The sequence below is a fragment of the Georgenia sp. EYE_87 genome (genome assembly GCF_023148685.1).
Lineage (GTDB): Bacteria > Actinomycetota > Actinomycetes > Actinomycetales > Actinomycetaceae > Georgenia.
Map to the genome: position 1 here is coordinate 479,265 of NZ_JAHXNL010000002.1, position 26,755 is coordinate 506,019.

The following is a 26,755-nucleotide window of genomic DNA, read 5'->3' on the forward strand; positions in this document are numbered from 1 at the left end:
CATGAGCTTCCTCGACTACGCCCCCGCGCCGGAGTCCACGGCGATCCTCAACCTGCGCGAGTCCTACGGGCTCTTCATCGACGGCGAGTTCGTCGATGCGGCCGGCTCGTCCTTCGCGACGATCTCGCCCGCGACGGAGCAGCACATCGCCACCGTGTCCGCGGCGAACGCCGCCGACGTCGACCGGGCCGTCGCGGCCGCCCGCCGGGCCTACGGGAAGACCTGGTCCCGCATGAGCGGCACCGACCGCGGCAAGTACCTCTTCCGCATCGCGCGCCTCGTCCAGGAGCGCTCGCGCGAGCTCGCCGTCGCCGAGAGCCTGGACAACGGCAAGCCGATCAAGGAGAGCCGCGACGTCGACGTCCCGCTGGTCGCGGCGTGGTTCTTCTACTACGCCGGGTGGGCCGACAAGCTCGACCACGCCGGGCTCGGGCCAGCTCCGCGGTCCCTGGGGGTCGCCGCGCAGGTGATCCCGTGGAACTTCCCCCTGCTGATGCTGGCGTGGAAGATCGCGCCGGCGCTCGCGGCGGGGAACACCGTCGTGCTCAAGCCTGCGGAGACCACCCCGCTGACGGCGCTGCTGTTCGCCGAGATCCTCCAGCAGGCGGACCTGCCGCCCGGGGTCGTCAACATCATCACCGGTGCCGGCGAGACCGGCGAGGCGCTCGTCAACCACCCGGACGTGAACAAGGTGGCGTTCACCGGCTCCACCGCCGTGGGGCGGTCGATCGCCCGGTCCGTGGCGGGGACGGGCAAGAAGGTCACGCTCGAGCTGGGCGGGAAGGCGGCCAACATCGTCTTCGACGACGCACCTCTCGACCAGGCCGTCGAGGGCATCGTCAACGGCATCTTCTTCAACCAGGGCCACGTGTGCTGCGCCGGCTCGCGCCTGCTGGTCCAGGAGAACATCCACGACGACGTCGTCGAGCGGCTCAAGGACCGCCTGTCCACCCTGCGGCTGGGCGACCCGCTGGACAAGAACACCGACATCGGGGCGGTCAACTCCGCCGAGCAGCTCGACCGGATCCGCACCCTCTCGCGCATCGGCGAGGAGGAGGGTGCGGAGCGGTGGACGGCGCCGTGCACGATCCCCGAGAACGGCTTCTGGTACGCGCCGACGATCTTCACGAACGTCTCCACCTCGCACCGCATCGCCCGGGACGAGATCTTCGGCCCCGTGCTGTCGGTGCTGACGTTCCGCACGCCCGCCGAGGCGGTGAAGAAGGCGAACAACACCCCGTACGGCCTGTCGGCCGGGATCTGGAGCGAGAAGGGCAGCCGGATCCTCGCCGTCGCCGACCAGCTCCGCGCCGGTGTCGTGTGGGCGAACACCTTCAACCGGTTCGACCCGGCGTCCCCGTTCGGCGGCTACAAGGAGTCCGGCTACGGCCGTGAGGGCGGGCGGCACGGGCTCGCCGCCTACCTGGAGCCCTCGGCGGAGACGGTCGGGCGGACGTTGCGCGTTGCGACCACGAAGGAGTCGGTGCGATGACCCGCCTGGCGGTGCCGAAGACGTACAAGCTGTTCGTGGGCGGGAAGTTCCCCCGCTCCGAGAGCGGGCGGACCTACGAGGTGACGACGTCGGACGGGCGGTTCCTCGCCAACGCGTCCCGCGCGAGCCGCAAGGACGCCCGCGACGCCGTCCGCGCGGCACGGTCCGCCCAGCCGGGGTGGGCCGGCGCGACGGCGTACAACCGGGGGCAGGTGCTGTACCGGATCGCCGAGCTGCTCGAGGGCCGCCGGGCCCAGTTCGTCGAGGAGGTCCGCGAGACCGAGGGCGTCGGCGCCGCGGCGGCGGCCGCCCAGGTGGACTCGGCCATCGACGTATGGGTCTGGTACGCCGGCTGGGCCGACAAGTACGCGCAGGTGGCGGGGAACGCCAACTCCGTGGCGGGGCCGTACTTCAACCTCTCGGCACCCGAGCCGACCGGCGTGGTCGCGGTCGTGGCCCCGCAGGAGTCGGCCCTGCTCGGGCTTGTCTCCGTGGTGGCGCCGGCGCTCGTGCCGGGCAACACGGTGGTGGTCGTCGCGTCCGAGGCCGCGCCGCTCTCGGCCATCAGCCTCTCGGAGGTGCTGGCCACCTCGGACGTGCCCGGTGGCGTGGTCAACGTCCTCACCGGCTCGCCCGCCGAGATTGCGCCGTGGCTCGCCGCGCACGCCGACGTCAACGCCCTCGACCTCGCGGGCGCCGGGGCGCTGGACTGGGTCGATCTGGAGATCGCCGCCGCCGAGACTCTCAAGCGGGTGCTTCCGCCCGTCGATGGAGTGCCCGCACCCTCGCTCGGCCGGATCACCTCCCTGACCGAGACGAAGACCGTCTGGCACCCCAAGGGCATGCTCTGACGGGCACGACGTCGGGATGCCTCAGGTCCGTGGGCATGACCCGACGGTGAGCGGACATGGCGAGGGGCCGGCGCACGGGTGTGCGTCGGCTCCTGCCGTGTGACGGGCCGGGGGTCAGTAGGGCGGGTCGGTGCCGGTGGTGGCGTTGATGGTGGCCCAGGGGTCGACGGCGGCCGGGGTGCCGGCGGGCGGGTCGGGGGTGTGGCGGTAGCGGTGGCGGGTGCGGGCGGGGATCCACAGCAGGGTGCCGTCGCGCTCGCGGCGGACGTGCCAGCGTCGGGTGGTCTTGAGGTTGTGGTGGCGCCGGCACAGGGGGTGGAGGTTGCAGGCGGACGTCTGCTTGACGAGGTGGGCGATGGCGGGGTCGTAGGCGATGCGGTGGTCGAGGTCGCAGACGATGGAGGGGCGGGTGCAGCCGGGGAAGGTGCAGGTGACGTCGCGGGCGCGGACGGTCCGGGACAGCTCGGCGCCGGGCCGGTAGGCGCGGGTGGACAGGCCGGCGAAGTGGCCGTCGCGGTCGGTGAACAGGGCCCGCCAGGTCGCGTCCTGGGCGATCTCGCGGGCGAGCTCGGCCGGGATCGGCCCGTACCCGGCGAGGTAGCCGGCCGCCTCGTCCAGGCCGAGCAGCGTGCCGGCTCCGACGGTGATCTGCGCCCCGGCCCGGGCCGGGGTCCCGGTGGGCAGGGGGTGGCCCGCGAGGTCGACGCCGCGGTCCAGGACGGCGGTGAAGAGGTCGACGAAGGCGTCGGCGCGGACCTGGTCCCGGGTCCGCGGGTCCTGACCGGGGTCGGTGTCGGCGACGGCGGCCTCGGCCAGGGCGTCCAGGGCGACCTTGACGGTGCGGGCGGCGTCGGCGCGCAGGAACGCGGTGATCCAGGCCATCCCGTCCGGGGCCGGGGTCAGGGTGACCTGGCGGGCGGCGTGCTCCTTCTTGCGCCGTTCCCGCCCGGCGTCGGGGTTGACCGACAGGGCCGCGGCCCGGATCCGCCGGCGCAGCCGCGGGCCGGGCACCCGGTCGGCGTCCTTGAGCAGGCCGGTGACCACCCGGCGGTGCTCGCGCACGCTCAGCCCTGGCTCGGTGGTGGCCAGGATGTTGGCCTTGCGGGTGTCGATGCGCCCGGTGGCCAGGGCGTCTGCGACCTCGGGGTAGGTGTCCAGGGCGGCGGCGAGGTTGACCTTGGCCGAGCCGACCGCGGGGGTCGAGCCCAGCCGGGCGCCGATCTCCGCGGCGGCCTGCTCGGCGGCCTTGGAGGAGGCGCCCTGGCGGTCGGTCAGCTCCCGCACGTGCTCGGCCTGCCGGGCGATGGCCCAGGACGCGATCCGCTCGTACCCGGCGATCGTCTCGACCAGGGTCGCCGCCCCGAGCTCCCCGGGAACCAGCGGCGCCAGCAGCACCGCGAGCGGTGCCCCGCCGGGCAGCGCCTCCAGGACGGTGGCCCCGGCCGCGTCGGCCTCCCCGTCCACCAGCCCCCGTCCCAGCGCCACGCCCAGCGCCGGATCCCCCGGCCCGGGCGGCGCAGCCGCGGGGACAGGGGCCGCACCGGTGGGCACCGCCGCCCACCACGGCACCGATTCAGCAGGGCCGCCCGGTACAGCGAGCGCACCCGGGACAGCGGAGTCGTCTGTGGCGGCGGGTGTGTCGGGGTCGGGCGAGGCATCCGCGCCGACCACGGGTCGGACGGTCCCGCCGGGGACGGGCAGGACCGTGCGCCGTCGGGCCGGCGGGTACAGCTCGAACCGGGACGCACCGTCCCCGACCACGACCGTGGTGACCTCACCGGCCGCCGCCCAGTCGGCCAGCACACGGGCGTAGACCCGCTCGACCTCGGACACGAGAACGCCCGCGGCGCCGACAACAGGGTCGCCGCCCGCCCCATCGATCTCGTCCTCGAACATGCGTCCAACACTAAAGCGGGCCACTGACATCCGCCGACAGCCGAGTCAGACCTGTGGAGAACGAGGCACAGAAGCAAGAGGAGTCGAGGGCGTGCGGACGAACCCGGCACGGGGCGCGGAGCGCGTGCTGCCGGTCCTGGCGTCACGCACCCACCAGAGCGAAGCCGTGCCGGCCAGCGCCTACATGGCGACGACGGCCGCCACGTCCGCCCGCAGCAGGTCCATGCGCACGGCGGCGGTGTGCCGGGCGGTGGTCACGTCGGGGCTCGACGGCACGACGACCTCGAGGTAGCACTTGAGCTTTGGCTCGGTCCCGGAGGGTCGGATGATCACCCGGTCGCCCGCGGCCGTGAGGTAGAGCAGCCCGTCCGTCGGCGGCAGGTCCGCCGAGCCGGCCGCCAGGTCCGTCGTCGTCACCACCGGGGCCCCGGCCAGGGTGGTGGGGCCGCCGGCGCGCAGCCGAGCCATGGTGTCCGCGATGAGCGACAGGTCCGAGACGCGGACCGAGACCTGGCTGGTCTCGTGGACACCGTGCCGCCGGGCGAGGTGGTCGAGCGCGTCGAGGAACGACTCTCCGCGGTCCCTGAGCTGGGCGGCGAGGTAGGCGATCCGCACGGCGGCCGAGATGCCGTCCTTGTCCCGCACCGCTTCGGGGTCGACGCAGTACCCGATGGCCTCCTCGTAGCCGAAGACGAGGCCCTCGGTCCGGGCGATCCACTTGAAGCCCGTGAGCGTCGTGCGGTGCTCCAGGCCGTGGGACTCCGCGATCCGCTCGAGCATCCGCGAGGAGACGACGGAGCTCGCGAGCACGCCGCGGCCGGCGAACGCCGCCGCGACGGCGGTCTGCTCGCCGAGCAGCGCGCCGATCTCGTCCCCGGTCAGCTGGCGCCACCCGCCGACCTGGTTGCGGTCGGGTACCGCCATGGTGCAGCGGTCTGCGTCCGGGTCGTTCGCGATCACCAGGTCGGCGTCGACGGCCCGCGCCCGGTCGAGGGCGAGGGCGAGCGCACCGGGCTCCTCGGGGTTCGGGAAGGCGACCGTGGGGAAGTCCGGGTCCGGCTTCGCCTGCTCGGGCACCACGTGGACGTCGCCGAAGCCCGCCCGGCGAAGCGCCTCGACCGCCGTCGCCCCGCCCACGCCGTGCATGGGGGTGTAGACGATGCGCACCTCGCGGGTGTGCCGCGGGGGAAGGAGCGAGGCCACGCGCTGCAGGTACGCCTCGTGCACCTCGTGGCCGAGCACCTCCCACCCGTCGGCGAGTGGCACGTCGGTGGCCGCGGGGGCGGCGGCGATGCGCTCGGCGATCCGCGCGTCGTAGGGCGGGACGATCTGGGCGCCCTGGCCGGCGCCCGTCACGGCACGGCCTCCCAGGTAGACCTTGTACCCGTTGTCTTGAGGCGGGTTGTGCGACGCGGTCACCATCACGCCGGCGTCGGTTCCCAGGTGGCGGACGGCGAACGCGAGCACCGGCGTCGGCAGCGGCGCCGGCAGGAGCAGGGCGCGACCGCCCGCGGCGGTGACGACAGCGGCGGTGTCCTTCGCGAACCGTGCTGAGCCGTAGCGGGCGTCGTAGCCGATGACGACGGTGAAGTCGCGGCCCACCTCCCGCGCCAGGAAGTCGCTGAGGCCGGCGGCGGCCCGGATGACGACCGCCCGGTTCATCCGGTGCGGCCCGCCCCCCAGCTCGCCGCGGAGGCCGGCGGTGCCGAACTCCAGCGGGCCGGAGAACCGCGAGTCGAGGTCGGCCTGCGCGGCGGCGGCCTCCTCGCCCGTGCCGGCGGCCTGCTCGAGCAGCTCGGCCAGCTCGGTGCGGGTGCGCTCGTCCGGATCGGCGGCGATCCAGGCGCGGACCTCGTCGGCGGTGACAGTCATGGTGTCGGTTCTCCTCGGGACGTCGTGCTTCACAGGCTGCGGACGATGTCCGCGAGCAGGCGGGAGATCCGCGGGCCGGCGGCGCGGCCGGCCTCGAGGACCTCCTCGTGCGAGAGCGGCTCGGGCGAGATGCCCGCCGCAGGGTTGGTGACCAGGGAGATCCCCAGGATCTCCAGCCCGGCGTGACGGGCGGCGATCGCCTCGAGCGCCGTCGACATGCCGACGAGGTGGCCGCCGATGCGTCGGGCCATCTGGACCTCGGCCGGGGTCTCGTAGTGCGGACCGCGGAACTGCACGTACACCCCTTCGGCGAGGGAGGGGTCGACGTCGCGGGCGATCTGGCGCAGCCGCGAGGAGTACAGGTCGGTCAGGTCGACGAAGGTCGCACCCTCGAGCGGGGACGCCCCGGTCAGGTTGATGTGGTCGCTGATGAGCACCGGCGTCCCGGGCGCCCACTCCGGGTTGAGCCCGCCGCAGCCGTTCGTCAGGACGACGCTCGAGGCGCCGGCAGCGGCCGCGACCCGCACGCCGTGGGCCACGCGACGCACGCCCAGGCCCTCGTAGAAGTGCGTGCGCGCGCCGAGCACCAGTGCGTGCCGGTCCGTGCCCTCGATGCGCACCGAGCTCAGGGTCCCGCCGTGCCCGACGACGACGGGTGCGCTGAAGCCGGGCAGCTCGACCGCAGGGATCTCTGCGACCTTCTCCCCGAGCAGGTCGGCGGCCCCGCCCCACCCGGAGCCCAGGACGAGGGCGACGTCGTGCCGCTCGACCCCGGTCCTCCGCGCCAGCAGCTCGGCCGCCTCACGGGCGACGGCGAAGGGGTCGGTCGCGGGGGCGTCCAGGTCGGCACCAGCGGGGGCGTCGTACGCGGCGTGGTCCATGGTCCGACGTTATCGCGAGTCCCGGCCCGTTACCGGCGACGACGGCGGAGCGGCTCATGCCCGCGCCGGCGGAGCTCCCACCTGGCCGACGGGCAGCGGCGTTCCCCGCGGCCCCCGCCCGGCGGTTCCTCCGGCCCGGAAGGGGCGCCCGGCGACCGGGACGGGCAGAATGCGTCGGGTGAGCACCACTTCCGGACCCGTCCCGCCCCCCTCCGTCGAGCAGCCCGGTGCCGCCCACACCGAGCACGACCACCGCCGTGACCACGGCGCCGGCGCCTCGCCGGTGCGCGAGGGGTCGCGGGTGGTCATCATCGGCGGCGGCCCCGGCGGCTACGAGGCGGCCCTCGTGGCCAGCCAGCTCGGCGCGACCGTCCAGGTGGTCGAGCGGCAGGGCATGGGCGGCTCCGCCGTGCTCACCGACGTCGTCCCCTCCAAGACCCTCATCGCCACGGCGGAGTGGCTCACCGTCACCGAGCAGGCCGGGGAGCTCGGCATCGGCGCCGACGGCGGGCCCGACGGCGATCCCGGGGCCCTGCGCGCGGACATGGACGTCGTCGACCAGCGCGTGATGCGCCTCGCGAAGAAGCAGTCCAAGGACATCCGGGCCCGCCTCGAGAAGGAGGGGATCGAGATCGTCTCCGGCACCGGGCGGGTGGGGCCGACGATCAGCGCGGAGGGCACCCGCCTGGTCCACGTGGAGCTGACCGACGGCGGCGAGCGCGAGCTGGTGGCCGAGATCATCCTCGTCGCCACCGGCGCCACCCCGCGGGTGCTGCCGACCGCCCAGCCCGACGGCGAGCGCATCCTCACCTGGGCACAGATGTACAACCTGACCGAGATCCCCGAGCACCTCGTGGTGGTCGGCTCCGGCGTCACCGGGGCCGAGTTCGCCGGCGCCTACAACGCGCTCGGCGCGACGGTCACGCTCGTCTCCTCCCGCGACCGGGTGCTCCCGGGCGAGGACGAGAACGCCGCCGAGCTCATCGAGGGCGTCTTCCGCCGCCGGGGCATGACGGTGCTGTCCCGCTCGCGCGCCGCGGCGGTGCGCCGCACCGGTGACGGCGTGGAGGTCGAGCTCGCCGACGGCCGGGTCGTCGAGGCGTCCCACTGCCTGGTCGCCGTCGGGGGCGTGCCGGCCACCGCAGGTCTCGGCCTGGAGGAGGCGGGCGTGGAGCTCGCCGAGACCGGGCACATCAAGGTGGACCGGGTCTCGCGCACCCGGGCCTTCCGCATCTACGCCGCCGGCGACTGCACCGGCGTGCTGCCGCTGGCCTCCGTGGCCGCCATGCAGGGCCGCATCGCGATGTGGCACGCCCTCGGCGACGCAGTCGCGCCGTTGGACCTGAGCACCGTCGCCGCGAACATCTTCACCGCGCCCGAGATCGCCACCATCGGCGTGACGCAGAAGCAGATCGAGTCCGGCGAGGTCGACGGCGCCATCACCCGCCTGCCCGTCGCGCGCAACCCGCGGGCCAAGATGCTCGGCATCAAGGAGGGCTTCATCAAGCTCTTCTCCGAGCGTTCGTCGGGCGTGGTGATCGGCGGCGTGATCGTGGCCCCGCGCGCGAGCGAGCTGATCTACCCGATCACCATCGCCGTCTCGCACCGGCTCACCGTGGACCAGCTGGCCAACGTCTTCACCATCTACCCCTCGCTCACCGGGTCCATCTCGGAGGCGGCCAGGACGCTGCACCTGGCCTGACGAGGCGGGCGCCGCGCGGGCACCGGGACACGGCGGGGCGCCACCCGGCCGAGGAGGCGGGGGAGGCCTGGCCGTAGGGTCTTCTCATGGCCGCCCCGACCTCCGCACCCGCCCTGCCCGACCTCACCGGCGACGTCGCCGCCCTCACCGCGGCGGTCTGCGACATCCCGTCGGTCTCGGGGGACGAGCGCGCCCTCGCCGACGCCATCGAGGCGGCGCTTCGGGCGCACCCGCACCTGGAGGTCCTGCGCGACGGCGACGCCGTCGTCGCCCGCACGCGCCTGGGCCGCGAGCGACGGGTCGTCGTCGCCGGTCACATCGACACCGTCCCGATCGCGTCGAACCTGCCCACCCGGCTCGTCAGGGCCGAGGGCGGCGCCGAGGAGCTGTGGGGCCGCGGCACCGTCGACATGAAGGGCGGCGTGGCCGTTGCGCTCCACCTCGCGGCGGTGCTGCGGGAGCCGCGCTGGGACGTGACCTGGGTCTTCTACGACCACGAGGAGGTGGCCTCCGCCCTCAACGGGCTCGGCAGGCTGGTGCGCAACCACCCGGACTGGCTCGAGGGCGACCTCGCTGTGCTCGGCGAGCCCACCGCCGGCGGCATCGAGGGCGGCTGCAACGGCACGCTGCGCGCCGAGATCCGCACCACCGGACGCACCGCCCACTCGGCGCGCGGCTGGCGCGGGGTCAACGCCATCCACGCGGCCGGCGAGATCCTGGACCGGCTGAACGCCTACCGGGCGCGCGACGTCGACGTCGACGGGCTCGTCTTCCGGGAGGGCCTCAACGCCGTCGGCATCACGGGGGGGATCGCCGCCAACATGATCCCCGACTCGTGCGTGGTCACGGTCAACTACCGCTTCGCGCCGTCGCTCGACCCGGCCGGGGCCGAGGCGCACGTCCGGCAGGTCTTCGAGGGCTACGACGTCACCGTCACCGACCTCGCCGGCGGCGCCCGCCCCGGCCTGGACGACCCGCTCGTCCAGGGGTTCGTCGAGGCGGTCACCGCGGTGACCGGCGGCGCGCCGGGCCCGAAGTACGGCTGGACCGACGTCGCCCGGTTCGCCGAGCTCGGCATCCCGGCCGTCAACTTCGGCCCCGGGGACCCGATGCTCGCCCACGCCGACGACGAGCGGTGCGACGTCGAGCAGGTCCGCACGTGCGCCAGGGCACTGCAGGCCTGGCTGGCGTAGAGGAGAATGGACTTCATGACACGCGAGGTCCGCAACAACCATGCCCACGACAGCTCCCGGAGCTATCGACGGGGCCCCGTCCTGCTGCGTCGGGACCTGATCCCCCAGGAGACGACCGACGCCCGGCTGCTGGCGCCCGAGCAGGACATCAGCTGGCTCCACCAGGACCCGTGGCGGGTGATGCGGATCCAGTCCGAGTTCGTCGAGGGTTTCGGTGCGCTCGCCGAGCTCGGGCCCGCGATCTCGGTCTTCGGCTCGGCGCGGGTGCGCCCGGGTGAGCCCGAGTACGAGCTGGCCGAGGACGTCGGGCGGCTCTTGGTCGAGGCGGGGTTCGCCGTGGTCACCGGCGGTGGCCCCGGCGTGATGGAGGCGGCGAACAAGGGCGCGTGCGAGGCCGACGGCGTCTCCGTGGGCCTGGGCATCGAGCTGCCGTTCGAGCAGGGCATGAACCAGTGGGTCGACCTGGGCGTGAACTTCCGCTACTTCTTCGCCCGCAAGACGATGTTCGTGAAGTACTCGCAGGGTTTTGTGGTGCTGCCCGGCGGTTTCGGCACCATGGACGAGCTCTTCGAGGCGCTCACCCTGGTCCAGACGCAGAAGGTCTCCTCGTTCCCGATCGTGCTGGTCGGGTCCTCCTACTGGGGAGGGCTGATCGACTGGCTGCGGGACTCGATGCTCGCCCGTGGCACCATCAGCGCCGCCGACCTCGAGCTCGTGCCCGTCGTGGACACCGCCGAGGAGGCCGTCGACGGGGTCCTGACCGGCATGGCGCAGCTCGCCAAGGAGGCAGAAGCGCAGGCCGCAGCCGCGGAAGAGGCGGGCGGAGCGGCCGAGTGATCTAAACTGGACGCAGTGATCACCCTGCCGGTTCGGCGGGGTCCGCCCTGTGCGGGGTGGTCGAGGATCCAGGGAGAAGAGGGGACACCACATGGCCGCGATGAAGCCGAGGACCGGAGACGGACCGCTCGAGGTGACCAAGGAGGGCCGTGGCATCGTCATGCGCGTCCCGCTCGAGGGAGGCGGCCGACTCGTCGTCGAGCTCACCCCGGCCGAGGCCGGCGAGCTGAGCGAGGCGCTCGGCGCCGTCGCCGTCTGAGGACCCGCACCACCGTACCGACCTCCGGCCGGCCAGCGACGCTGGCCGGCCGAAGTCGGTCCTCCCCCCCTTCTCACACGGAGCCCGATCGTGCCCTCGCTGCCGGAGTCCGCACCGCCGGAGGTCGTCCTGCCGGAGATCGTCCTGCCCGAGATCGTCATCCTCGACGAACGTCCGACGCACCCGCGCGACGGCGGCCGGTGGGCGGACCCGGTGCCGGACGCGCTGGCGGTCCCCGTGGCACCGCCCGTTCCGGGCGAGGAGGACCTTCAGCCCCGAGGCGGGGCCGCCGACGTGGCCGCGCTCTACGGCATCGACCTGCTCGCCGAGGCCGAGCGGGCCGAGCTGAGCGGGCGGGCGGGCTCCACCGCTCTCGTCCGGCTCCCGCGGGTCCTGCCCGGCGTGGTCGACCTGCCCTGGAAGGGGCTGCCGGGCACGATCGTGCTGGTCGGCGTCGGGAGCGGCTCGGCCGACGACGTGCGCCGCGCCGGCCTCGCCCTGGGCCGCGCCACGGCGGGCCTGGGCACCGTGGCCCTCAGCGCGGGCGAGGACCTGACGTCCGCGACGCTGCGCGCCCTCGCGGAGGGCTTCCTCCTCTCCGCCTTCCGGATGCCCCGCACCGGTCGCACTCCCGCTCCTGGCCGCCCCGCCGCCGATCGCCTCGTGCTGCTGGGCCGCGCCGGGACGACGGCGGAGGCCGGGGCGGTGCTCGCCCGCGCCCGGGCCGGCGCGCGCGCCACCTGGCTGACCCGCCTCCTCGCCGCGACGCCGTCGAGCACGAAGAACCCCGTCTGGCTGGCGGAGGTGATCGGCGGGCTCGTCCGCGACGCGCCGGCCGACGGCGGGACCCTCACCGCGCAGGTGCACGACGAGACGTGGTTGCGGCGCCAGGGGATGGAGGCCCTGCTCGCCGTCGGCGGCGGGTCCCGCACACCCCCGCGCCTGGTGGTGGTGACCTGGGCCCCGCGCCGCGCCGGCGGGCACGTGGCGCTCGTGGGCAAGGGCATCACCTTCGACACCGGCGGCATCTCCCTCAAGCCGCGCGAGGCCATGGTGCCGATGAAGACGGACATGGCCGGCGCGGCCGCCGTCCTCGCCGCGACGCTCGGGGCCGCGGAGCTCGGGCTCCCGGTGCGCGTCACGGCGGTGCTCCCGCTCGCCGAGAACGCCATGGGCGGTCGTTCGTACCGGCCCGGGGACGTGGTGCGCACGTTCGACGGCACCACGGTCGAGGTCTCCAACACCGACGCCGAGGGGCGGATGGTCCTGGCGGACGCGCTCGGGTGGGCGGTCGCCACGCGGGGGGCCGACGCCGTGGTCGACCTCGCCACGCTCACCGGCGCCGCCGCGCGCGGGCTCGGGCTCGGCCATGCCGCGCTCTTCTCCGGGGCCGACGACCTCGCCGCCGAGCTGCTCGCCGCCGGGGAGGCGGCGGGTGAGCGGGCCTGGCGGATGCCGCTGGTGGAGGACTACCGCGCGGCGCTCGACTCCGCCGTAGCCGACGTCGCGCACACCGCGACGGATCCCCACGTCGGCGGCGGGTCCGTCGTCGCCGCGCTGTTCCTGCAGCGCTTCGCGGGCGACGCCCGGTGGGCCCACCTCGACATCGCGGGTCCGGCCCGTAACGGCAAGGGTGCGCACGAGCTGCCCAAGGACGCGCCGACCGGGCACGGCGCCCGGCTGCTCCTGCGCTGGCTGGAGGAGCTGGCGGGCTGACCCGGGCGAGCGCTCCCGCGGCTCAGCGCCGGACGGCGACCAGCAGCCCGTCCCCGCTCGGCAGCAGCGCGCTGACGAGGCGGTCGTCGTCGCGCACCTGCTTGCCGAGCTCGCGGACCGCGACGGTGACCTCGTCGCGCCGTGCGGGGTCGGCGACGCGGTCGTGCCACAGGGCGGCGTTGACGGCGAGCACCCCGCCGGGGCGGAGGAGCCGGACGGCCTGGGCGACGTCGTCGGCCGCCTCGGTGGGGTCGCCGTCGACGACCACCATGTCGTAGACCCCGTCCGCCAGGCGCGGCAGGACGTCCAGCGCCCGGCCGCCGATGAGCCGGGTGCGCGCCGGGCGCAGGCCGGCGCCCGCGAAGCTCTCCCGGGCGGCGCGCTGGTGCTCCGGCTCGACGTCGATGGTGGTGAGCACGCCGTCGGGGGCCATGCCCGCGACGAGCCAGAGCCCCGAGACGCCGGTGCCCGTCCCCACCTCCGCGACGGCGCGCGCCTGGCAGGCGGCGGCGAGGAACCGCAGGGCGGCGCCGGTGCCGGGGGTGACCGGCTGGACGCCGAGCTCCTCGGCGCGCATCCGCGCCTCGACGACGGCGTCGTCCTCGGTGACGAACTCTTCGGTGTAGGCCCAGGACAGGGCCTTGTCGGCGGTGATGATGGGCCTCCCGGACTGGTCGGCGGCGACTGCCGCAGCCGCCATGCTACCGGTGGGTCCCCAGCTCCCAGGTACCCCTCAGGTTCGCTCCGTACCATGGCGAGGACCGATGACGGAACGAGGACGCCCGATGCTTCACGCCAACCGCCCCACCGACGACGACCGCGGCGCCCCCGGTGCCGACGGCGGGGCGTTCTCCGGTGACGACGGTGCGGCCCCGGTCGCCGCGGCCGACGGCGGAGCGCACCCGGGCAACGGCGGGGAGCCGCCCGTCTGGTCCCCGCCCTCGTGGGAGCAGATCGTCGTGGAGCACTCGCCCCGGGTGTACCGCCTCGCCTACCGTCTGACCGGGAACAAGGCCGACGCCGAGGACCTCACGCAGGAGACCTTCGTGCGCGTGTTCCGCTCGCTCCACAAGTACGAGCCGGGCAACTTCGAGGGCTGGCTCCACCGCATCACCACCAACCTCTTTCTCGACCAGGCGAGGCGGCGCACCCGGGTGCGCATGGACCCCATCGGGGAGGCGACCGAGCGGCTGCCCGCGGCGCACGACTCCGGGGAGCCGGAGCGCGGGTTCGAGCACGCCCATCTCGACCTCGACGTCCAGGCCGCCCTCGACGCCCTGCCGCCGAAGTATCGTGCTGCCGTGGTGCTGTGCGACATCGAGGGACTCTCCTACGAGGAGATCGCGGCGACCCTGGGCATCAAGATGGGCACCGTGCGCTCGCGGATCCACCGTGCGCGGGCGATGCTGCGCGACCAGCTCGCCCACCGTCGCCCGGCCACCGCCGCGAACCCGGTGCACGCCGCGCAGGGGGTCGGATGAGCCACCTGCGCGACGACGTCAGCGCCCTGGTCGACGGCCAGCTCCCGCCCGAGCGGGCCGAGGCCGCGATGGTGCACCTGGTCACCTGCGACTACTGCGCCGGCCTGGTGGCGGTGGAGCGGGCGTCGCGCCGCCACCTGGCGCAGGCCAGGGACGTGCGTCCGAGCGAGGACCTCACCGCTCGCCTGATGCAGCTCGGCCAGTCCCCGGTGCCCCCGGCACCGCAGGGTGCCAGGGCCCTGGTCGGGCGGGCCTGGGAGCCGCTCGCCCACGGTCGCGGGCGCCGGCGTGCGGTCGTGCGTGGCTCCGCCGTCCTGGTCGGGGCCGCGGGGGTGCTGGGCGCCCTGGTCGTCGTCGGCACCCTCAACCAGCGCACCGGGGACCCGGCGGCGATGCTCGCCGAGGTCGCCGGACCCGCGCACGAGCCGGTCCAGCTCATGGTCACCGCGGACACGATCCGCCTGGCGGAGGCACCGAGCGCGACGGAGGAGGCGCTGGTCTGGCTGCGTGAGAACGGCTGGGCCGCGCCTGGCGCGCTGCCGGCCGACGTGGACGTCCAGCACGTCGGCACCACCGGTGGGACGGGGGAGCAGGTCCTCACCGTCGAGATCGTCCGGGACGGCCACCACGCGACCGTGGTGGAGAAGCGCGGGGTGCTCGAGCCGGCGACGCTCACGAACCTGCCGGTGGTCGACGTCGGGAACTTCAGCGTGCACGCGCTGCCCGGTCCCGGCACGACGGTCGTTCTCCAGTGCGAGGGCACCACCGTCCTCGTCACCAGCAGCGACGCGCCCGACCTCGTCCACGAGGTGGCCGGCGCATTCCCGGCGACGCCGCCGGGCTCCGGCGTGGCAGACCGGATCGACCACGGCTGGCAGACTTTGGTCGACTGGACCGACCTGCTCGTGCAGACGCGGTGACGGCCGGCCCGCAAGGCCCGGAAGGAGCGCCCATGACCCCCGACGAGCAGTCCGCCGCGCCCGTCGGGCCGGGGCGTGCCGAGGAACCGGCGGACGGGGCGGAGCCCGCCCCGGGGCAGGCACCGCCCGCGAACCCCGCGCGGACCCGCTACGACTACGCGCCCACCCCCGCTCCGCAGCCCGAGGCCTACCACGCACTGGGCCGGACCACCGGTCCGACGTCGCCGGCGCCGCCTCCGGCCGGCGTCCCCTCGCGCTCGCGGAGGTCCTTCCGCAGCGCCCGGCGCGGCGACCGACACGGCGAGGGACCGACCGCCACCGCCGTGACTCCGACCGCGGCCGCCGGCACGCACTCCGCCGCAGGTGGCCAGCCTGCCGCAGGTGGACAGCCCGCCGCGGGCGGGCCCCCGCCGTACTGGGCGCCGGTGGGCGACGGCGGCGCCACCCGCGCGCTGCCGGTGCGGCAGGCGCCCGGCCAGCCGTGGCCGGGCCAGCCCGCGCAGGTCGGTCAGGCGGTGCCCGGGCAGTCTGCGGCCGGTCAGGCGGCGGCCGGTCAGGCGGTGCCCGGGTCCGGGTACTACGCTCCGCCCACGCCCGCGGACGGGACCGCCGGCGCGTTCCCGGGCTCCTCGGCCGGCACGGCCGAGCCCACGCGGCTCGGCGACCTCTTCGGCCATGAGCGCGCCGAGAAGCCCCCGCGCCGGCAGCGTCAGGTCGCGCTCGGGATCGTCGTGCTGCTCGTGCTCCTGTCGCTCCTCGCCGGGATGCTCATCGGCGGGCTGGGCGCGCGGTCGTTCTTCGCGGTCGGCCAGGGCGGGCAGACCCTCCCGACGGCCTCCGCCGTCGACCGGGCGCCCGACTCGGTGGCGGGCATCGCCGAGGCGGTGCTGCCCTCCACCGTCTACATCCAGGCCCGCGGGAACGGGCAGGGCAGCTCCGGCACCGGCCTCGTGCTGCGCGAGGACGGCTACATCGTCACCAACAACCACGTGATCGAGACGGCCGCGGACGGCGGCCGCGTCGTCGTCGGGTTTCCCGACGGCAGCGAGGACGAGGCGGAGATCGTCGGCCGGACCGCGGACTACGACCTCGCCGTGCTCCGCGTAGACCGGGACGGGCTCGAGCCGCTCGTGCTGGCCGACTCGGACACCCTCGCGGTGGGGGACACCGTGGTCGCCGTCGGTGCGCCGCTGGGCCTGGAGGGCACCGTGACCTCGGGCATCGTCAGCGCCCTCAACCGGCCCGTCACCGCGGGCGGCGGCGGCACGACGACGTTCATCAACGCCATCCAGACGGACGCCGCCATCAATCCGGGGAACTCCGGCGGCCCGCTGGTGGACGCCAGCGGCCAGGTGGTCGGCATCAACACCGCCATCGCGCAGGCCTCGGGCGCCGCCTCGGCCACCGGCAGCATCGGGCTGGGGTTCGCGATCCCAGCGAACCAGGTACGGCGCACCACCGAGCAGATCATCGCGACGGGCAGCGCCACCTACCCGGTCATCGGCGTCTCCCTGGACACCCGGTACACGGGCGAGGGCGTGCAGGTGCTCGAGGACGACGTCGACGACAACCCCGCCGTGGTCCCCGGCGGGCCGGGGGACCTGGCGGGCATCCGCCCGGGTGACGTGATCGTCAGCATCGACGGGCGACCGGTGACCGACCCGGACGAGCTCATCGTCGCTGTGCGGTCCAAGGCGCCGGGCGACACCGTGGTCCTCGGGGTGCGCCGCGGCAGCGGCGTCGAGGAGGTCAGCGTGGTTCTGGGGGAGAGCTCGGGCTGAGCCGCCGGGGCCGTGGGCCGTGGAGGGGTGAACGGCGGCACGGTGGCCGTCCCCGGCGCCGTATCCTGAGGCCGTGTTCGGGATCAACGGGGGTGAGCTGGTCGTCCTGCTCGTGCTCGCCTTCCTCCTCATCGGGCCGGAACGACTGCCGGAGCTCGCCCAGCAGCTCGGCCGGCTCACGCGTGAGGTGAAGAAGATCGCGACGGGCGCCAAGGAGAAGGTGCGGGAGGAGCTCGGGCCCGAGTTCGACGACCTCGCCGCCCTCGACCCGCGCCAGTACGACCCCCGCCGGATCGTGCGCGAGGCCCTGATGGAGGACGACGAACCCGCCAGGCCCGCGCGCCCCCGCGCCGCACGGCGGCCCTCCCCGTCGACGAAGACCCGCACCGGCTCGACCGCCGCGGGTGCCGCCGTGGCCGGCGGTGCCGCAGCGGGCGTCTCGGCCTCCGACGGTCAGCCTTCGACCGCCGGGCCTGAGCCTGAGGTGGTGGAGCCCGCACCGCGCACTACCGAGACTTCCCCGAGGACGACTGCGCCCGGGACACCTGCGCCCTCGACACCCGCACCCGGGACACCTGCGCCCTCGACACCCGCGCCCGCGCCGGCTGCGCGTGTCGCCGCCGTCACCCCGCCCGCTCAGGTGCTCGCCGAGGCCCGCGGTGCTGCGCCGACCGCGACGGCGCTCGCCGAGGAGCCGGTGGAACCGGCAGCCGACGACGAGCCCTACGTCGTCCCGTTCGACGACGAGGCCACCTGACGCAGGACGCCAGGGCCCCGGTCGTACCGTCCGGGAGACCGGGACGTTCCTAGCGGGCGACCGGGCTGATGCCGAGCGAGCGGCCCGCCAGACCGCGCGCCCGGTGGGACAGCGAGCGGGCCAGCGACAGCAGCGCCTCGGCCGCCGGGCTGCCGCTCTCGCGGAGCACCAGGGGCACGCCCGAGTCGCCGCCCTCGCGCAGCTCGAGCTCGATCGGCACCTGCGCGAGCAGCGGCACCTCGTAGCCCAGCGTCTTCCCCAGCTCGGTGGAGACGCGCTCGCCGCCGCCGGAGCCGAAGAGCTCGACACGTCCGCCGTCGGGCTGCTCCAGCCAGGACATGTTTTCGACGACGCCGACCACGTGCTGGTGCGTCTGCTCGGCGATGACGCCGGCGCGCTGGGCCACCTCGGCCGCGGCCACCTGCGGGGTCGTCACGACGAGGATCTCCGAGTTCGGGAGCATCTGCGCGACCGAGATGGCGATGTCGCCGGTCCCCGGCGGCAGGTCGAGCAGGAGCACGTCGAGGTCGCCCCAGAAGACGTCGGCGAGGAACTGCTGCAGGGCGCGGTGGAGCATGGGCCCGCGCCAGACGACCGGGCGGCCGTCCTGGGTGAACATGCCGATCGAGATGACCTTCACGTCGTGCGCCACGGGCGGCAGGATCATGTCGTCGACCTTGGTCGGCGGGTGCGTGACCCCGAGCATGCGGGGGATCGAGAAGCCGTAGATGTCGGCGTCGACGACGCCCACCTTGAGGCCGTCGGCGGCCATGGCAGCCGCGAGGTTGGCCGTGACCGACGACTTCCCGACGCCGCCCTTGCCCGAGGTGACCGCGTAGACGCGGGTCAGGGAGCCGGGCTTCGCGAAGGGGATCTCGGGCTCGGCGACGCCGCCGCGGAGCATGGTGCGCAGGTCCTTGCGCTGCTCGTCGGTCATGACGCCCATCTCGACACGGACGCCCGAGACGCCCTCGATGGCGCCGACGACGTTCGTCACGTCCCGCGTGATCGTGTCCTTCAGCGGACAGCCGGCCGTCGTCAGATCGACGCCGACCACCACGAGGCCGCCGGGTTCGACGTCCACCGACCGGACCATGTTGAGCTCGGTGATGGGACGGCGGATCTCCGGGTCCATGACGTTGACCAGTTCGGCCCGGACAGCGTCGACGCTGGGTGCACTCATGCCCCCCATCGTAGGTGGCCCCGCGACGTGCCCGGCCGCGGGGTACGTCACACGGGATCAGGCCCGCAGGGGTCCGCCGTCGCGGCCGTCGTCCCGGCGCCCCTCATGGCCACCGTCCTGGCGGGCCTCGCGGTCGTCGTCCCGACGTGCCTCGCGGTCGTCGTCCCGACGCCCCCGCTCCATCTGGGCGAGCTCGGCCTCGAGCTCCCGGATGCGTGCCTCCCGCTCCTCGACGATGTCCTCCAGCAGGCCGCGCAGCTCCGAGCGCACGAAGTCGCGGGTGGCCACCTCGCCGAGCGCGAGGCGGACGGCCGCCATCTCTCGCGCCAGGTACTCGGTGTCCGCCAGGTTCCGCTCCGCCCGCTGCCGGTCCTGCTCGGCGCTGACGCGATCACGGTCGTCCTGCCGGTTCTGCGCCAGCAGGATCAGCGGGGCCGCGTAGGAGGCCTGCAACGAGAGCATGAGCGTCAGGGCCGTGAACCCGAGCGCGGCCGAGTCGAACTGCAGGTGCGTCGGCCCGAACGTGTTCCACAGCAGCCACACGGCGCAGAAGATCGTCAGCCACAGCAGGAACCGGGGCGTGCCCATGAACCGGGCGATGCCCTCGGAGGTGCGGCCGAAGAACTCGGGGTCGACCCGCGGGCGCCAGCGCCGCTTCGCCTCGAGCGGGGTGTCCAGGCGCTCAGCCATGTGCCGTCCTCGTCATGGCGCGGTCGGTGACGTCCTCGTCCGCCTCGCGCCAGTCGTCCGGCAGCAGGTGGTCCAGCACGTCGTCGACGGAGACCGCGCCGAGCAGGCGGTGGTCCTCGTCCACCACGGGCAGGGCGGTGAGGTTGTAGGTCGCGAGCAGGCGGGTGACCTTGCCGATGTCGTCCGACGGCAGCAGGGCGTCGACGTCCTTGTCGAGCAGCCCGCCGATGAGCTCGTGGGGCGGTTCGCGCAGCGCCCGCTGAAGGTGGACGACGCCGAGCAACCGGCCCGTGGGCGTCTCCAGCGGCGGTCGGACCACGAAGATCATCGCCGCCAGCGCCGGGGTGACGTCCTGACGCCGGGCGTGCGCGAGCGCGGTGGCGACCGTGGCCTCGGGCCCGAGGACGAGCGGCTCGGTGGTCATCAGGCCACCGGCCGTGTGCTCCTCGTAGGCCAGCAGCCGGCGCACGTCCTTCGCCTCGTCCGGCTCCATCCGCTCGAGCAGCTCTCGCGCCCGCTCGACCGGCAGCTCGGAGACCAGGTCGGCTGCGTCGTCGGGCTGCATCACGTCCAGGACGTCCGCGGCACGGTCCAGGTCCAGCCCGGAGACGATCGCGACCCGGTCCTCCTCACCCAGCTCCTCGAGGACGTCGGCGAGGCGTTCGTCGTTGAGCTCGCTCGCCACCTCGAGGCGGCGGCTCTCCGGCAGGTCGCGCAGGACGTCGGCGAGATCGGCAGGCTTCAGGTCCACCAGGGTGGCGAGCAGCGCCGTCGCGCCCTGCTGCTCCGGGGTCCCCGCGAGCCCCGTGACGTCGTCCACGTCGACGACGAAGGCCTCGCCGCGCCGCCCGACCAGGCCGCTGCGGCCCGACCGCCGCACGAAGAGCTTGGTGACGTACCAGTCTCGGTTGCGCTGCTGCTCGATCGCGACGTCCTCGACCGTCGCCGTGCCCGAGCCGTCCTTCAGGGAGACCTGCCGGTCGAGGAGCTCGGCGACGACGAGCGTCTCCGTGGCGCGCTGCGCGAATCGGCGGATGTTCAGCAGGCCTGTGGTGATGACGGCACCGGCGTCGATGCTCGTGATGCGGGTGAGGGGGAGGAACACCCGCCGCTTCGAGCTGACCTCGACCACCAGGCCGACGGCGCGGGGGGCGCCCCGGAGGCGCATGACGACGACGACGTCGTGGACGCGGCCGACCTGGTCACCCAGCGGGTCGAAGACGGCCGTGCCCTTCAGCCGTGCGACGTACACACGGCTGGTGCTGCTCGGGCGCGCGGTCGGCTGGTTCACGTCGTCAGCCTAGGACAGGTCCCGCACTCGTCACGGCGTCCGTGCCCGGCGCGGTGACGAGAGGGCCGGCCCCGACGGTGCCGCCGGCCGGCCGGCCGCGCGCCGCGCCGCCGGGGCGGCTTGGCGCCATCGGCCGCCAGAGAGGAAGATCGAGGCATGTCACTGACCGGCAAGCCCCCGGGCGGAACCGTGCCCACCATGCCCACCGGTGTGGAGGTCGCGTCCTACGCCACCTACCTCGAGGCCCAGAAGGCGGTCGACCACCTCTCCGACAAGGCCTTCCCGGTCCAGCTCGTCACGATCGTCGGGACGGACCTGCGCCTGGTCGAGCGCATCACCGGACGACTGACGTACGCGCGCGTCGCCGGTGCCGGCGCGATGAGCGGGGCCTGGTTCGGCCTCATGATCTCGTTGCTGTACTGGGTCTTCACGCCGTCCGGGGAGTTCCCGCTCCTCGCGGGCGTGCTCATCGGCGCCGCGTTCGGGATCCTCTTCGCGATCGTGTCCTACGCCTTCACCGGCGGGAAGCGCGACTTCACCTCGGCCAGCCAGGTGGTCGCCTCCCGCTACGCCGTGCTGTGCGAGCCCGGCCACGCGGGCCAGGCCAGCCAGCTCCTCGCCGAGGGCGGGTTCCAGGGCCGGACGCGGCCCGCGCCGTCGGCCACGCCGGCGGGCCCGTACGGCCAGCAGGGCGGCACCGGGCAGCCGGGTCCCTACGGGCAGCAGGTGCCCACGGGCCAGCCGGGTCCCCACGGGCAGCAGGTGCCCACGGGCCGGCCGGGTCCCTACGGGCAGCAGGTGCCCACGGGCCGGCCGGGTCCCTACGGGCAGCAGGCACCCCCTGCGGAGTCCGGTCGCCACGCGGACCGTCCGGCGTCGGCGCCCCCCGAGGAAGCGGCGGCGCCCGCCCCCGACGAGACGCCCGCCAAGCCCACCGAGTTCGGCTCCCGGCCGGACGAGCGTCCCCGGTACGGACTCCGCCTCGAGGACCTCGACAGGGGCAAGGACGGCGACGCGCCCGGTCAGGCGGGCCCTCAGGGATGACCCGCGGCATCCCGGTCGGCCTCTCGACATCCTCGGTGTACCCCGGTGGGGTCGCCGAGACCTTCGCCCTCGCGAAGCAGCTCGGGTACGACGGCGTCGAGGTCATGGTGCTGCGCGACCCCGACAGCCAGGACGAGCGTCGCCTGCGCGAGCTCAGCGACGAGCACGAGCAGCCGGTGCTGAGCATCCACGCTCCCACGCTGCTGCTGACCCAGGGCGTCTGGGGCAACGACCCGTGGGACAAGGTCGACCGGGCGACCGAGCTCGCGCACGACGTCGGCGCGAACGTCGTGGTGCTGCATCCCCCGTTCCGGTGGCAGCGTTCCTACGCCGAGCACTTCGTCGGTGCCATCGCCGAGCGGGAGCGGCTCGACGGCATGCGGCTCGCCGTCGAGAACATGTTCCCCTGGCGTGCGCGCTCGAAGAAGCGCGAGCGGACCATGCAGGCCTACCTGCCCGGGTGGGACCCGCTCGAGCACGACTACCGCTCCGTCACGCTCGACCTCTCGCACACGGCCACCGCCGGCATGGACGCCGACGCCGCGCTGGCGATGGCGGACGAGCTGGGGGACCGGCTCGCGCACCTGCACCTGGCGGACGGCACCGCCAGCTTCATGGACGAGCACCTCGTGCCCGGTCAGGGCGAGCAGCCCTGCGCGGACGTGCTGCAGATGCTCGGCGCACGGGGGTTCGACGGTGCCGTCGTCGTGGAGGTCAACACGCGCAAGATGTCCGCCGTCGGCCGGCGGACCGCGCTCGCGGACTCCCTGAGCTTCGCGCGCGCGCACCTCGCGACGGGGGAGGGCTCCAGGGGCCCGCGGCCCGTGACCGACGCCCCCGAGGAGGGGTGACCTCCCGCACTTACGGACTGTCCGATATGTTCCTGTGGTACTTTCTTGGCTGTTCGCAGGGCAAGGGCACAGGAAGTGCCGACGGCGCCCCGTGAGTCGTCCCGCGTGGCGGGACGGTCGGGGCCGAGCCGGACGGGCCGCCAGCGGTCCGTTCCCCACCCCCGGTGAGAGATCTCCCGAGTGGGGCTTCCCGGTGAACGGCAGCCGCCGAGCGGGGCGACGCCGACGACGAGCGGGTACAGACCGCACGGTCGTCGCGGGCGTGACTCCGCCCGGTCCGGTCGATCGCACGATCGTGGCTGCAGCGCGCCGGTAGCCGGCGCGCGGCGGGCTGTGCTCCCGCGCGTGCCGGTCCCACGGTGCGCGGGGCACGAGGGCATTCGGCTCCCTCCCTCCCGCCGTGACCGAACGGATCGAGAGAAGGAGGTGGCGCGCGTGCAGGGTGCGGAACTCGCTCAGCTCGGCGTCGGAGTCGTGGTGGTGCTCCTGGTGGCGTTCTACGGGGGCACCTTTCTCATGTCGACGAGGATCGGCAAGAAGGAGGAGGACGCCGACGCGTACATGACGGCGGGGAACAAGGTCGGCTTCGGCATCTCGGCCGCCAGCATGACGGCCACGTGGATCTGGGCGTCGTCGATGTACGCCTCGGCCACGTCCGGGTACACCTACGGCGTCTCGGGGCCGATCCACTACGGGCTGTGGGGCGCCCTGATGATCCTGTTCATCTACCCCTTCGGCAGGCGCATCAGAGCGGTCGCCCCCAAGGCGCACACCCTCGCCGAGGTGATGTACGCCCGGCACGGGCGCTCCAGCCAGCTCATGCTCGCCGGCTCGAACGTGGTCGGGTCGGTGATCTCGCTGATGTCGAACTTCATCGCGGGTGGTGCGCTCATCTCCCTGCTCTCCCCGCTCACCTTCATGCAGGGCGTGATCATCGTGGCGGGCGGGGTGCTGCTGTACACGCTGTGGTCCGGCTTCCGCGCGTCGGTGATGACGGACTTCGCGCAGGTCATGGCGATGCTCGGCGCCGTCGCGGTGATCGTGCCGGCGATCTTCTTCGCCGCCGGCTTCCCGACCTCGTTCACCGCCGGCGCGGACAACCTCACCGCGCAGCAGGGGAGCTTCTTCTCCTCGGAGGCGTTCATGAACCAGGGGGCGCCGTACATCGCCGCGGTCCTGGCCTACGCCATCGGCAACCAGACCATCGCCCAGCGGCTGTTCGCGGTGCGCGAGGACCTCATCAGGCCCACCTTCGTCACGGCCACGATCGGCTACGGCGCGATGGTGATCGGCGTCGGCATGCTCGGCGTCCTGGCGCTCTACCTCGGCATCGAGCCGATGGGCGGGGACCCGAACAACCTGGTCCCGCAGATGGCCGCCACGTTCCTGCCGCCGGTGCTGCTCGCCGTGTTCTTCGTGATGATCATCGGGGCGCTGTCCTCCACCGCCGACTCGGACCTTTCTGCGCTGTCGTCGATCATGATGGCCGACGTCTACGGCCAGACCGTCGCCGGCAAGGGGAAGGCCGACCCGCGGACGATGCTGCTGGTGGGCCGCGTGACGATGGTCGTCGCCACCGCCCTGGCGGTCGCCTTCGCCAGCATGCGGCTGAGCATCCTCGACCTGCTCGTCTTCGTCGGAGCCCTGTGGGGGGCGCTCGTCTTCCCGGTCATCGCGAGCTTCTACTGGAAGAAGGTCACCAACCGGGCCTTCACGGCGGGAGTCGTCGCCGCCCTTGCCGCGTTCCTGCCGGTGCGTTTCGGGCTCGTCCCGCTCGACGGCGTGGCCGGCCTCGTGGTGGACGTCCTCGCCGTCATCGGGATCGGCGTCGTCGTCGGGCTCATGGCGTTCGGGTTCTTCGGGCTCAGGGTCGCCAAGGTCGTTGGGGTGGTCGCCGTCGTCGCCGCGGCTCCCTTCGCGCTCGGCGCCCTGCACGAGTACGCCACGCTCAGCTCCTCGCTGCTGGCGTACGCCGTGAGCACGCTCGTCTGCTACCTCATGTCGTTCCGGAGCCAGGAGTCGTTCGACTTCGAGCTCATCAAGCAGCGCACCGGTGACTTCGACCGCGAGCCGCAGGCCGCGCAGGTCCGCGCCGGTGCGGCCGTCAGCGACTGAACAACCGACCGAAGGAGGAAACATGGAGGGTGTGCTGAGCGCCTACGTCCTGGTGTGGCCCGTCACGGTCCTGGTGATCATGGGCGTGATCGCCCGCGGCTTCGCCAAGGACGTGCACCAGGCGCACGTCGAGGGCCGCGACGTCATCTGACGTCGCGTCCCGAGCAGCAGGGCCCCGGCACCGCGCGAGCGGTTCCGGGGCCCTGCACGTCTCCGGGGACAGTCTCCGACGACCGGTTCCGGGGACCGTCGTCGGGGGCGGGCCGACGGTCGGTCGCCTCAGGCGCGCAGGCGTGCCATCCAGACCTCGATCTCCTCGGGCGTGCGGGGCAGCGCCGCCGAGAGGTTCTCCACCGAGCCGTCCTCGCGCACCAGGATGTCGTCCTCGATCCGGACCGCGATGCCGCGCAGCTCCTCGGGCACCTTCAGGTCGTCCTCGCGGAAGTACAGGCCCGGCTCGATCGTGAAGATCATCCCCGGCTCCAGGTCCGCGTCGAGGTACATCTCGCGGCGGGCCTGCGCGCAGTCGTGGACGTCGAGGCCCAGGTGGTGGCTGGTGCCGTGGACCATCCAGCGCCGGTGGTACTGGCCCTCCGGCGCGAGCGACTCCTCGGCGCTGCCGGGCAGCATCCCCCACTCGGCGAGCCGGGTGGCGATGACCTCCATGGCGGCGGCGTGCAGGTCCCGGAACTTCGCGCCGGGCCGGCCGGCGCGGGCGAAGGAGGCGTCGGCGGCCTCCAGGACCACCTCGTAGACCCGGCGCTGGGCGTCGGTGAAAACCCCGTCGACGGGGAGGGTGCGCGTGACGTCCGCCGTGTAGAGGGAGTCGACCTCCACGCCGGCGTCGATCAGGACGAGCTCGCCCGGGCGCACGGCGCCGTCGTTGCCGATCCAGTGCAGCGTGTTCCCGTGGTTGCCGGCCGCGGCGATGGTGTCGTAGCCCAGACCGTTGCCCTCCTCGCGCGCCCGGGCCCCGAAGACGCCCTCGATGACGCGCTCGCCCCGCGGGTGCTCGACGGCGCGGGGCAGGTTGCGCACGATGTCCTCGAAGCCCTTCGCCGTGGCGGCGACGGCGGCACGCACCTCGGCGATCTCGAAGGGGTCCTTGCGCAGCCGCAGCTCCGACAGCGCCTCCGCGAGGGCGGCGTCCGCCTCGGCGGCGCCCTGCGTCAGCCCGGACTGCTCACGCACCGTGGCCACCCGGCCCTCGACCGCGGCGTCCGACTGCGGGACCACCCGCACCTGGACCTGCCCGGCGCCGACGTCCTTGGCGAGCGCGTCGCCGAGCGTGTCGATGTGCTCGGCGCGCAGACCAGTCTGCGCGGAGATCTCCTCCAGCGACGGGCGGACCCCGACCCACAGCTCGCCGTAGCGGGAGTCCGCGTAGAACTCCTCGGTGTCCCGGCCCGCGCGGGGCCGGAAGTACAGGACGGCCTCGTGGGTGGGGGCGGCGTCGTCGCTCCCGGCCGCGGCGCCCTCGGCGCCGGCACCCCCCTCGGCCGCCCCCGCGGGCCCCGCGCCGGCCGCGTCCAGGGGATGGAGGACCAGCACGGCGTCCGGCTCCTGGTCCGTGCCGAGGCCGGTGAGGTGCGCGAACGCCGAGTGCGGGCGGAAGCGGTAGTCGTTGTCGTTGTTGCGGGTGACGAGCTGCCCGGCCGGGATCACGAGCCGCTCGCCCGGGAACCGCCGGCCGAGCGCGGCGCGGCGGGCGGCGGCGTGGCCGGCGGCGGGGGAGCGCTCCGGCAGCGCGTCGGGGCGCGGGCCCCAGCCGTCGGCGACGAACGCACGGAACGCCTGGCTGGAGGGACGTTGCGAGCGGTTGGAGCCGCGCTCGCTCAGCGGCTGCTCCTCGGTTCTCTTCGACTCGGTCATGGCGCCATCCTCCCACCCGCGCGCGGTCCGTCGTCGTCGCGGACCTCCGCCGGCACGCCGGGCGACGACGG

General features: G+C 74.2%; 23 protein-coding genes. 15 read left to right on the forward strand and 8 right to left on the reverse strand.

The features are described 5' to 3' along the window. The first annotated feature begins 1 nt into the window (after window position 1). Entirely contained in the window at window positions 2-1,492 is a 1,491-nt protein-coding gene (locus KZX45_RS05570) for an aldehyde dehydrogenase family protein (RefSeq protein WP_248256701.1), read from the forward strand. Beyond that, entirely contained in the window at window positions 1,489-2,343 is an 855-nt protein-coding gene (locus KZX45_RS05575; protein ID WP_248256702.1) for an aldehyde dehydrogenase family protein, read from the forward strand. The genes KZX45_RS05570 and KZX45_RS05575 overlap by 4 nt, the downstream gene beginning before the upstream one ends. A 114-nt stretch (window positions 2,344-2,457) precedes the next feature. Here KZX45_RS05575 and KZX45_RS05580 read toward each other — a convergent pair whose 3' ends face one another. The 3 genes from KZX45_RS05580 to KZX45_RS05590 all read right to left on the reverse strand — a co-directional run bounded on the left by KZX45_RS05580 (window position 2,458) and on the right by KZX45_RS05590 (window position 6,992). Continuing rightward, on the reverse strand, window positions 2,458-4,239 hold the full coding sequence (locus KZX45_RS05580; protein WP_282453270.1) for an HNH endonuclease signature motif containing protein: 1,782 nt from the start codon (window positions 4,237-4,239) through the stop codon (window positions 2,458-2,460). Window positions 4,240-4,419: 180 nt separating this feature from the next. Continuing rightward, on the reverse strand, window positions 4,420-6,111 hold the full coding sequence (locus KZX45_RS05585; RefSeq protein ID WP_248256703.1) for a phospho-sugar mutase: 1,692 nt from the start codon (window positions 6,109-6,111) through the stop codon (window positions 4,420-4,422). A gap of 29 nt (window positions 6,112-6,140) precedes the next feature. After that, window positions 6,141-6,992, reverse strand: coding sequence for a purine-nucleoside phosphorylase (locus KZX45_RS05590; protein WP_248256704.1), 852 nt, complete (start codon window positions 6,990-6,992; stop codon window positions 6,141-6,143). A gap of 169 nt (window positions 6,993-7,161) precedes the next feature. Between KZX45_RS05590 and KZX45_RS05595 the strand changes: the two genes are divergently transcribed. The 5 genes from KZX45_RS05595 (at window position 7,162) to KZX45_RS05615 (ending at window position 12,699) form a co-directional block, all read left to right on the forward strand. Beyond that, complete coding sequence (locus KZX45_RS05595) at window positions 7,162-8,694, forward strand: NAD(P)H-quinone dehydrogenase (RefSeq protein ID WP_374112552.1); 1,533 nt, start codon at window positions 7,162-7,164, stop codon at window positions 8,692-8,694. Between the two features lie 86 nt (window positions 8,695-8,780). Beyond that, on the forward strand, window positions 8,781-9,887 hold the full coding sequence (gene dapE / locus KZX45_RS05600) for a succinyl-diaminopimelate desuccinylase (protein ID WP_248256705.1): 1,107 nt from the start codon (window positions 8,781-8,783) through the stop codon (window positions 9,885-9,887). Between the two features lie 15 nt (window positions 9,888-9,902). Further along, the gene (locus KZX45_RS05605; RefSeq protein WP_248256706.1) at window positions 9,903-10,724 is read left to right on the forward strand and encodes a TIGR00730 family Rossman fold protein; all 822 of its coding nucleotides are present in this window, start codon (window positions 9,903-9,905) and stop codon (window positions 10,722-10,724) included. Window positions 10,725-10,815: 91 nt separating this feature from the next. Then, on the forward strand, window positions 10,816-10,983 hold the full coding sequence (locus tag KZX45_RS05610; RefSeq protein ID WP_248256707.1) for a DUF3117 domain-containing protein: 168 nt from the start codon (window positions 10,816-10,818) through the stop codon (window positions 10,981-10,983). 90 nt (window positions 10,984-11,073) lie between these two features. Further along, the gene (locus KZX45_RS05615) at window positions 11,074-12,699 is read left to right on the forward strand and encodes a leucyl aminopeptidase family protein (protein ID WP_248256708.1); all 1,626 of its coding nucleotides are present in this window, start codon (window positions 11,074-11,076) and stop codon (window positions 12,697-12,699) included. A 22-nt stretch (window positions 12,700-12,721) separates the two neighbouring features. On the opposite strand, the gene KZX45_RS05620 is transcribed toward KZX45_RS05615, so the two are convergent. Next, window positions 12,722-13,399 (reverse strand): O-methyltransferase, encoded by a 678-nt coding sequence (locus tag KZX45_RS05620; protein WP_248256709.1) that lies wholly within the window; start codon window positions 13,397-13,399, stop codon window positions 12,722-12,724. Between the two features lie 85 nt (window positions 13,400-13,484). Here KZX45_RS05620 and sigE point away from each other — a divergent pair, with 85 nt between their 5' ends. The 4 genes from sigE (at window position 13,485) to KZX45_RS05640 (ending at window position 17,638) form a co-directional block, all read left to right on the forward strand. Continuing rightward, on the forward strand, window positions 13,485-14,180 hold the full coding sequence (gene sigE / locus KZX45_RS05625; RefSeq protein ID WP_248256710.1) for an RNA polymerase sigma factor SigE: 696 nt from the start codon (window positions 13,485-13,487) through the stop codon (window positions 14,178-14,180). Further along, window positions 14,177-15,100: an anti-sigma factor gene (locus KZX45_RS05630; RefSeq protein WP_248256711.1), complete on the forward strand. Its 924-nt coding sequence runs from the start codon at window positions 14,177-14,179 to the stop codon at window positions 15,098-15,100. Before sigE ends, KZX45_RS05630 begins: the two co-directional genes overlap by 4 nt. Window positions 15,101-15,132: 32 nt before the next feature. Continuing rightward, window positions 15,133-16,881, forward strand: a complete 1,749-nt coding sequence (locus KZX45_RS05635; protein WP_248256712.1) for a trypsin-like peptidase domain-containing protein — start codon at window positions 15,133-15,135, stop codon at window positions 16,879-16,881. 73 nt (window positions 16,882-16,954) lie between these two features. Beyond that, window positions 16,955-17,638: a twin-arginine translocase TatA/TatE family subunit gene (locus tag KZX45_RS05640; protein ID WP_248256713.1), complete on the forward strand. Its 684-nt coding sequence runs from the start codon at window positions 16,955-16,957 to the stop codon at window positions 17,636-17,638. Between the two features lie 49 nt (window positions 17,639-17,687). On the opposite strand, the gene KZX45_RS05645 is transcribed toward KZX45_RS05640, so the two are convergent. Genes KZX45_RS05645 through KZX45_RS05655 form a run of 3 tightly spaced genes read right to left on the reverse strand, consistent with a single transcriptional unit; the run spans window position 17,688 to window position 20,802 of the window. Continuing rightward, window positions 17,688-18,830 (reverse strand): Mrp/NBP35 family ATP-binding protein, encoded by a 1,143-nt coding sequence (locus KZX45_RS05645; protein ID WP_248256714.1) that lies wholly within the window; start codon window positions 18,828-18,830, stop codon window positions 17,688-17,690. 48 nt (window positions 18,831-18,878) lie between these two features. Next, window positions 18,879-19,511: a DUF1003 domain-containing protein gene (locus KZX45_RS05650; protein WP_248256715.1), complete on the reverse strand. Its 633-nt coding sequence runs from the start codon at window positions 19,509-19,511 to the stop codon at window positions 18,879-18,881. Beyond that, the gene (locus KZX45_RS05655; RefSeq protein ID WP_248256716.1) at window positions 19,504-20,802 is read right to left on the reverse strand and encodes a magnesium transporter MgtE N-terminal domain-containing protein; all 1,299 of its coding nucleotides are present in this window, start codon (window positions 20,800-20,802) and stop codon (window positions 19,504-19,506) included. The genes KZX45_RS05650 and KZX45_RS05655 overlap by 8 nt, the downstream gene beginning before the upstream one ends. A 156-nt stretch (window positions 20,803-20,958) precedes the next feature. On the opposite strand from KZX45_RS05655, the gene KZX45_RS05660 reads away from it, so the two are divergent. The 4 genes from KZX45_RS05660 (at window position 20,959) to KZX45_RS05675 (ending at window position 24,963) form a co-directional block, all read left to right on the forward strand. Further along, on the forward strand, window positions 20,959-21,846 hold the full coding sequence (locus tag KZX45_RS05660; protein ID WP_248256717.1) for a general stress protein: 888 nt from the start codon (window positions 20,959-20,961) through the stop codon (window positions 21,844-21,846). Next, entirely contained in the window at window positions 21,843-22,697 is an 855-nt protein-coding gene (locus KZX45_RS05665; protein WP_248256718.1) for a sugar phosphate isomerase/epimerase, read from the forward strand. The genes KZX45_RS05660 and KZX45_RS05665 overlap by 4 nt, the downstream gene beginning before the upstream one ends. A 516-nt stretch (window positions 22,698-23,213) precedes the next feature. Further along, window positions 23,214-24,812 (forward strand): sodium:solute symporter family protein, encoded by a 1,599-nt coding sequence (locus KZX45_RS05670; RefSeq protein ID WP_248256774.1) that lies wholly within the window; start codon window positions 23,214-23,216, stop codon window positions 24,810-24,812. A 22-nt stretch (window positions 24,813-24,834) separates the two neighbouring features. Further along, the gene (locus KZX45_RS05675) at window positions 24,835-24,963 is read left to right on the forward strand and encodes a putative transporter small subunit (RefSeq protein WP_248256719.1); all 129 of its coding nucleotides are present in this window, start codon (window positions 24,835-24,837) and stop codon (window positions 24,961-24,963) included. Between the two features lie 128 nt (window positions 24,964-25,091). On the opposite strand, the gene KZX45_RS05680 is transcribed toward KZX45_RS05675, so the two are convergent. Next, a complete protein-coding gene (locus KZX45_RS05680; RefSeq protein ID WP_248256720.1) occupies window positions 25,092-26,684 on the reverse strand; it encodes an aminopeptidase P family protein in 1,593 nt (530 codons plus the stop codon). Window positions 26,685-26,755: the final 71 nt, after the last annotated feature.

Excerpts from the sequence above, each read along its gene's own strand:
- dapE (WP_248256705.1), top strand. The coding sequence starts at position 8,781 with ATGGCCGCCCCGACCTCCGCACCCGCCCTGCCCGACCTCACCGGCGAC.
- sigE (WP_248256710.1), top strand. The coding sequence starts at position 13,485 with ATGCTTCACGCCAACCGCCCCACCGACGACGACCGCGGCGCCCCCGGT.
- KZX45_RS05680 (WP_248256720.1), bottom strand. The coding sequence starts at position 26,684 with ATGACCGAGTCGAAGAGAACCGAGGAGCAGCCGCTGAGCGAGCGCGGC.
- KZX45_RS05575 (WP_248256702.1), top strand. The coding sequence starts at position 1,489 with ATGACCCGCCTGGCGGTGCCGAAGACGTACAAGCTGTTCGTGGGCGGG.
- KZX45_RS05590 (WP_248256704.1), bottom strand. The coding sequence starts at position 6,992 with ATGGACCACGCCGCGTACGACGCCCCCGCTGGTGCCGACCTGGACGCC.
- KZX45_RS05580 (WP_282453270.1), bottom strand. The coding sequence starts at position 4,239 with ATGTTCGAGGACGAGATCGATGGGGCGGGCGGCGACCCTGTTGTCGGC.
- KZX45_RS05660 (WP_248256717.1), top strand. The coding sequence starts at position 20,959 with ATGTCACTGACCGGCAAGCCCCCGGGCGGAACCGTGCCCACCATGCCC.
- KZX45_RS05665 (WP_248256718.1), top strand. The coding sequence starts at position 21,843 with ATGACCCGCGGCATCCCGGTCGGCCTCTCGACATCCTCGGTGTACCCC.
- KZX45_RS05675 (WP_248256719.1), top strand. The coding sequence starts at position 24,835 with ATGGAGGGTGTGCTGAGCGCCTACGTCCTGGTGTGGCCCGTCACGGTC.
- KZX45_RS05650 (WP_248256715.1), bottom strand. The coding sequence starts at position 19,511 with ATGGCTGAGCGCCTGGACACCCCGCTCGAGGCGAAGCGGCGCTGGCGC.
- KZX45_RS05595 (WP_374112552.1), top strand. The coding sequence starts at position 7,162 with ATGCGTCGGGTGAGCACCACTTCCGGACCCGTCCCGCCCCCCTCCGTC.
- KZX45_RS05585 (WP_248256703.1), bottom strand. The coding sequence starts at position 6,111 with ATGACTGTCACCGCCGACGAGGTCCGCGCCTGGATCGCCGCCGATCCG.
- KZX45_RS05645 (WP_248256714.1), bottom strand. The coding sequence starts at position 18,830 with ATGGGGGGCATGAGTGCACCCAGCGTCGACGCTGTCCGGGCCGAACTG.
- KZX45_RS05570 (WP_248256701.1), top strand. The coding sequence starts at position 2 with ATGAGCTTCCTCGACTACGCCCCCGCGCCGGAGTCCACGGCGATCCTC.
- KZX45_RS05670 (WP_248256774.1), top strand. The coding sequence starts at position 23,214 with ATGTCGACGAGGATCGGCAAGAAGGAGGAGGACGCCGACGCGTACATG.
- KZX45_RS05635 (WP_248256712.1), top strand. The coding sequence starts at position 15,133 with ATGACCCCCGACGAGCAGTCCGCCGCGCCCGTCGGGCCGGGGCGTGCC.
- KZX45_RS05630 (WP_248256711.1), top strand. The coding sequence starts at position 14,177 with ATGAGCCACCTGCGCGACGACGTCAGCGCCCTGGTCGACGGCCAGCTC.
- KZX45_RS05605 (WP_248256706.1), top strand. The coding sequence starts at position 9,903 with ATGACACGCGAGGTCCGCAACAACCATGCCCACGACAGCTCCCGGAGC.
- KZX45_RS05620 (WP_248256709.1), bottom strand. The coding sequence starts at position 13,399 with ATGGCGGCTGCGGCAGTCGCCGCCGACCAGTCCGGGAGGCCCATCATC.
- KZX45_RS05610 (WP_248256707.1), top strand. The coding sequence starts at position 10,816 with ATGGCCGCGATGAAGCCGAGGACCGGAGACGGACCGCTCGAGGTGACC.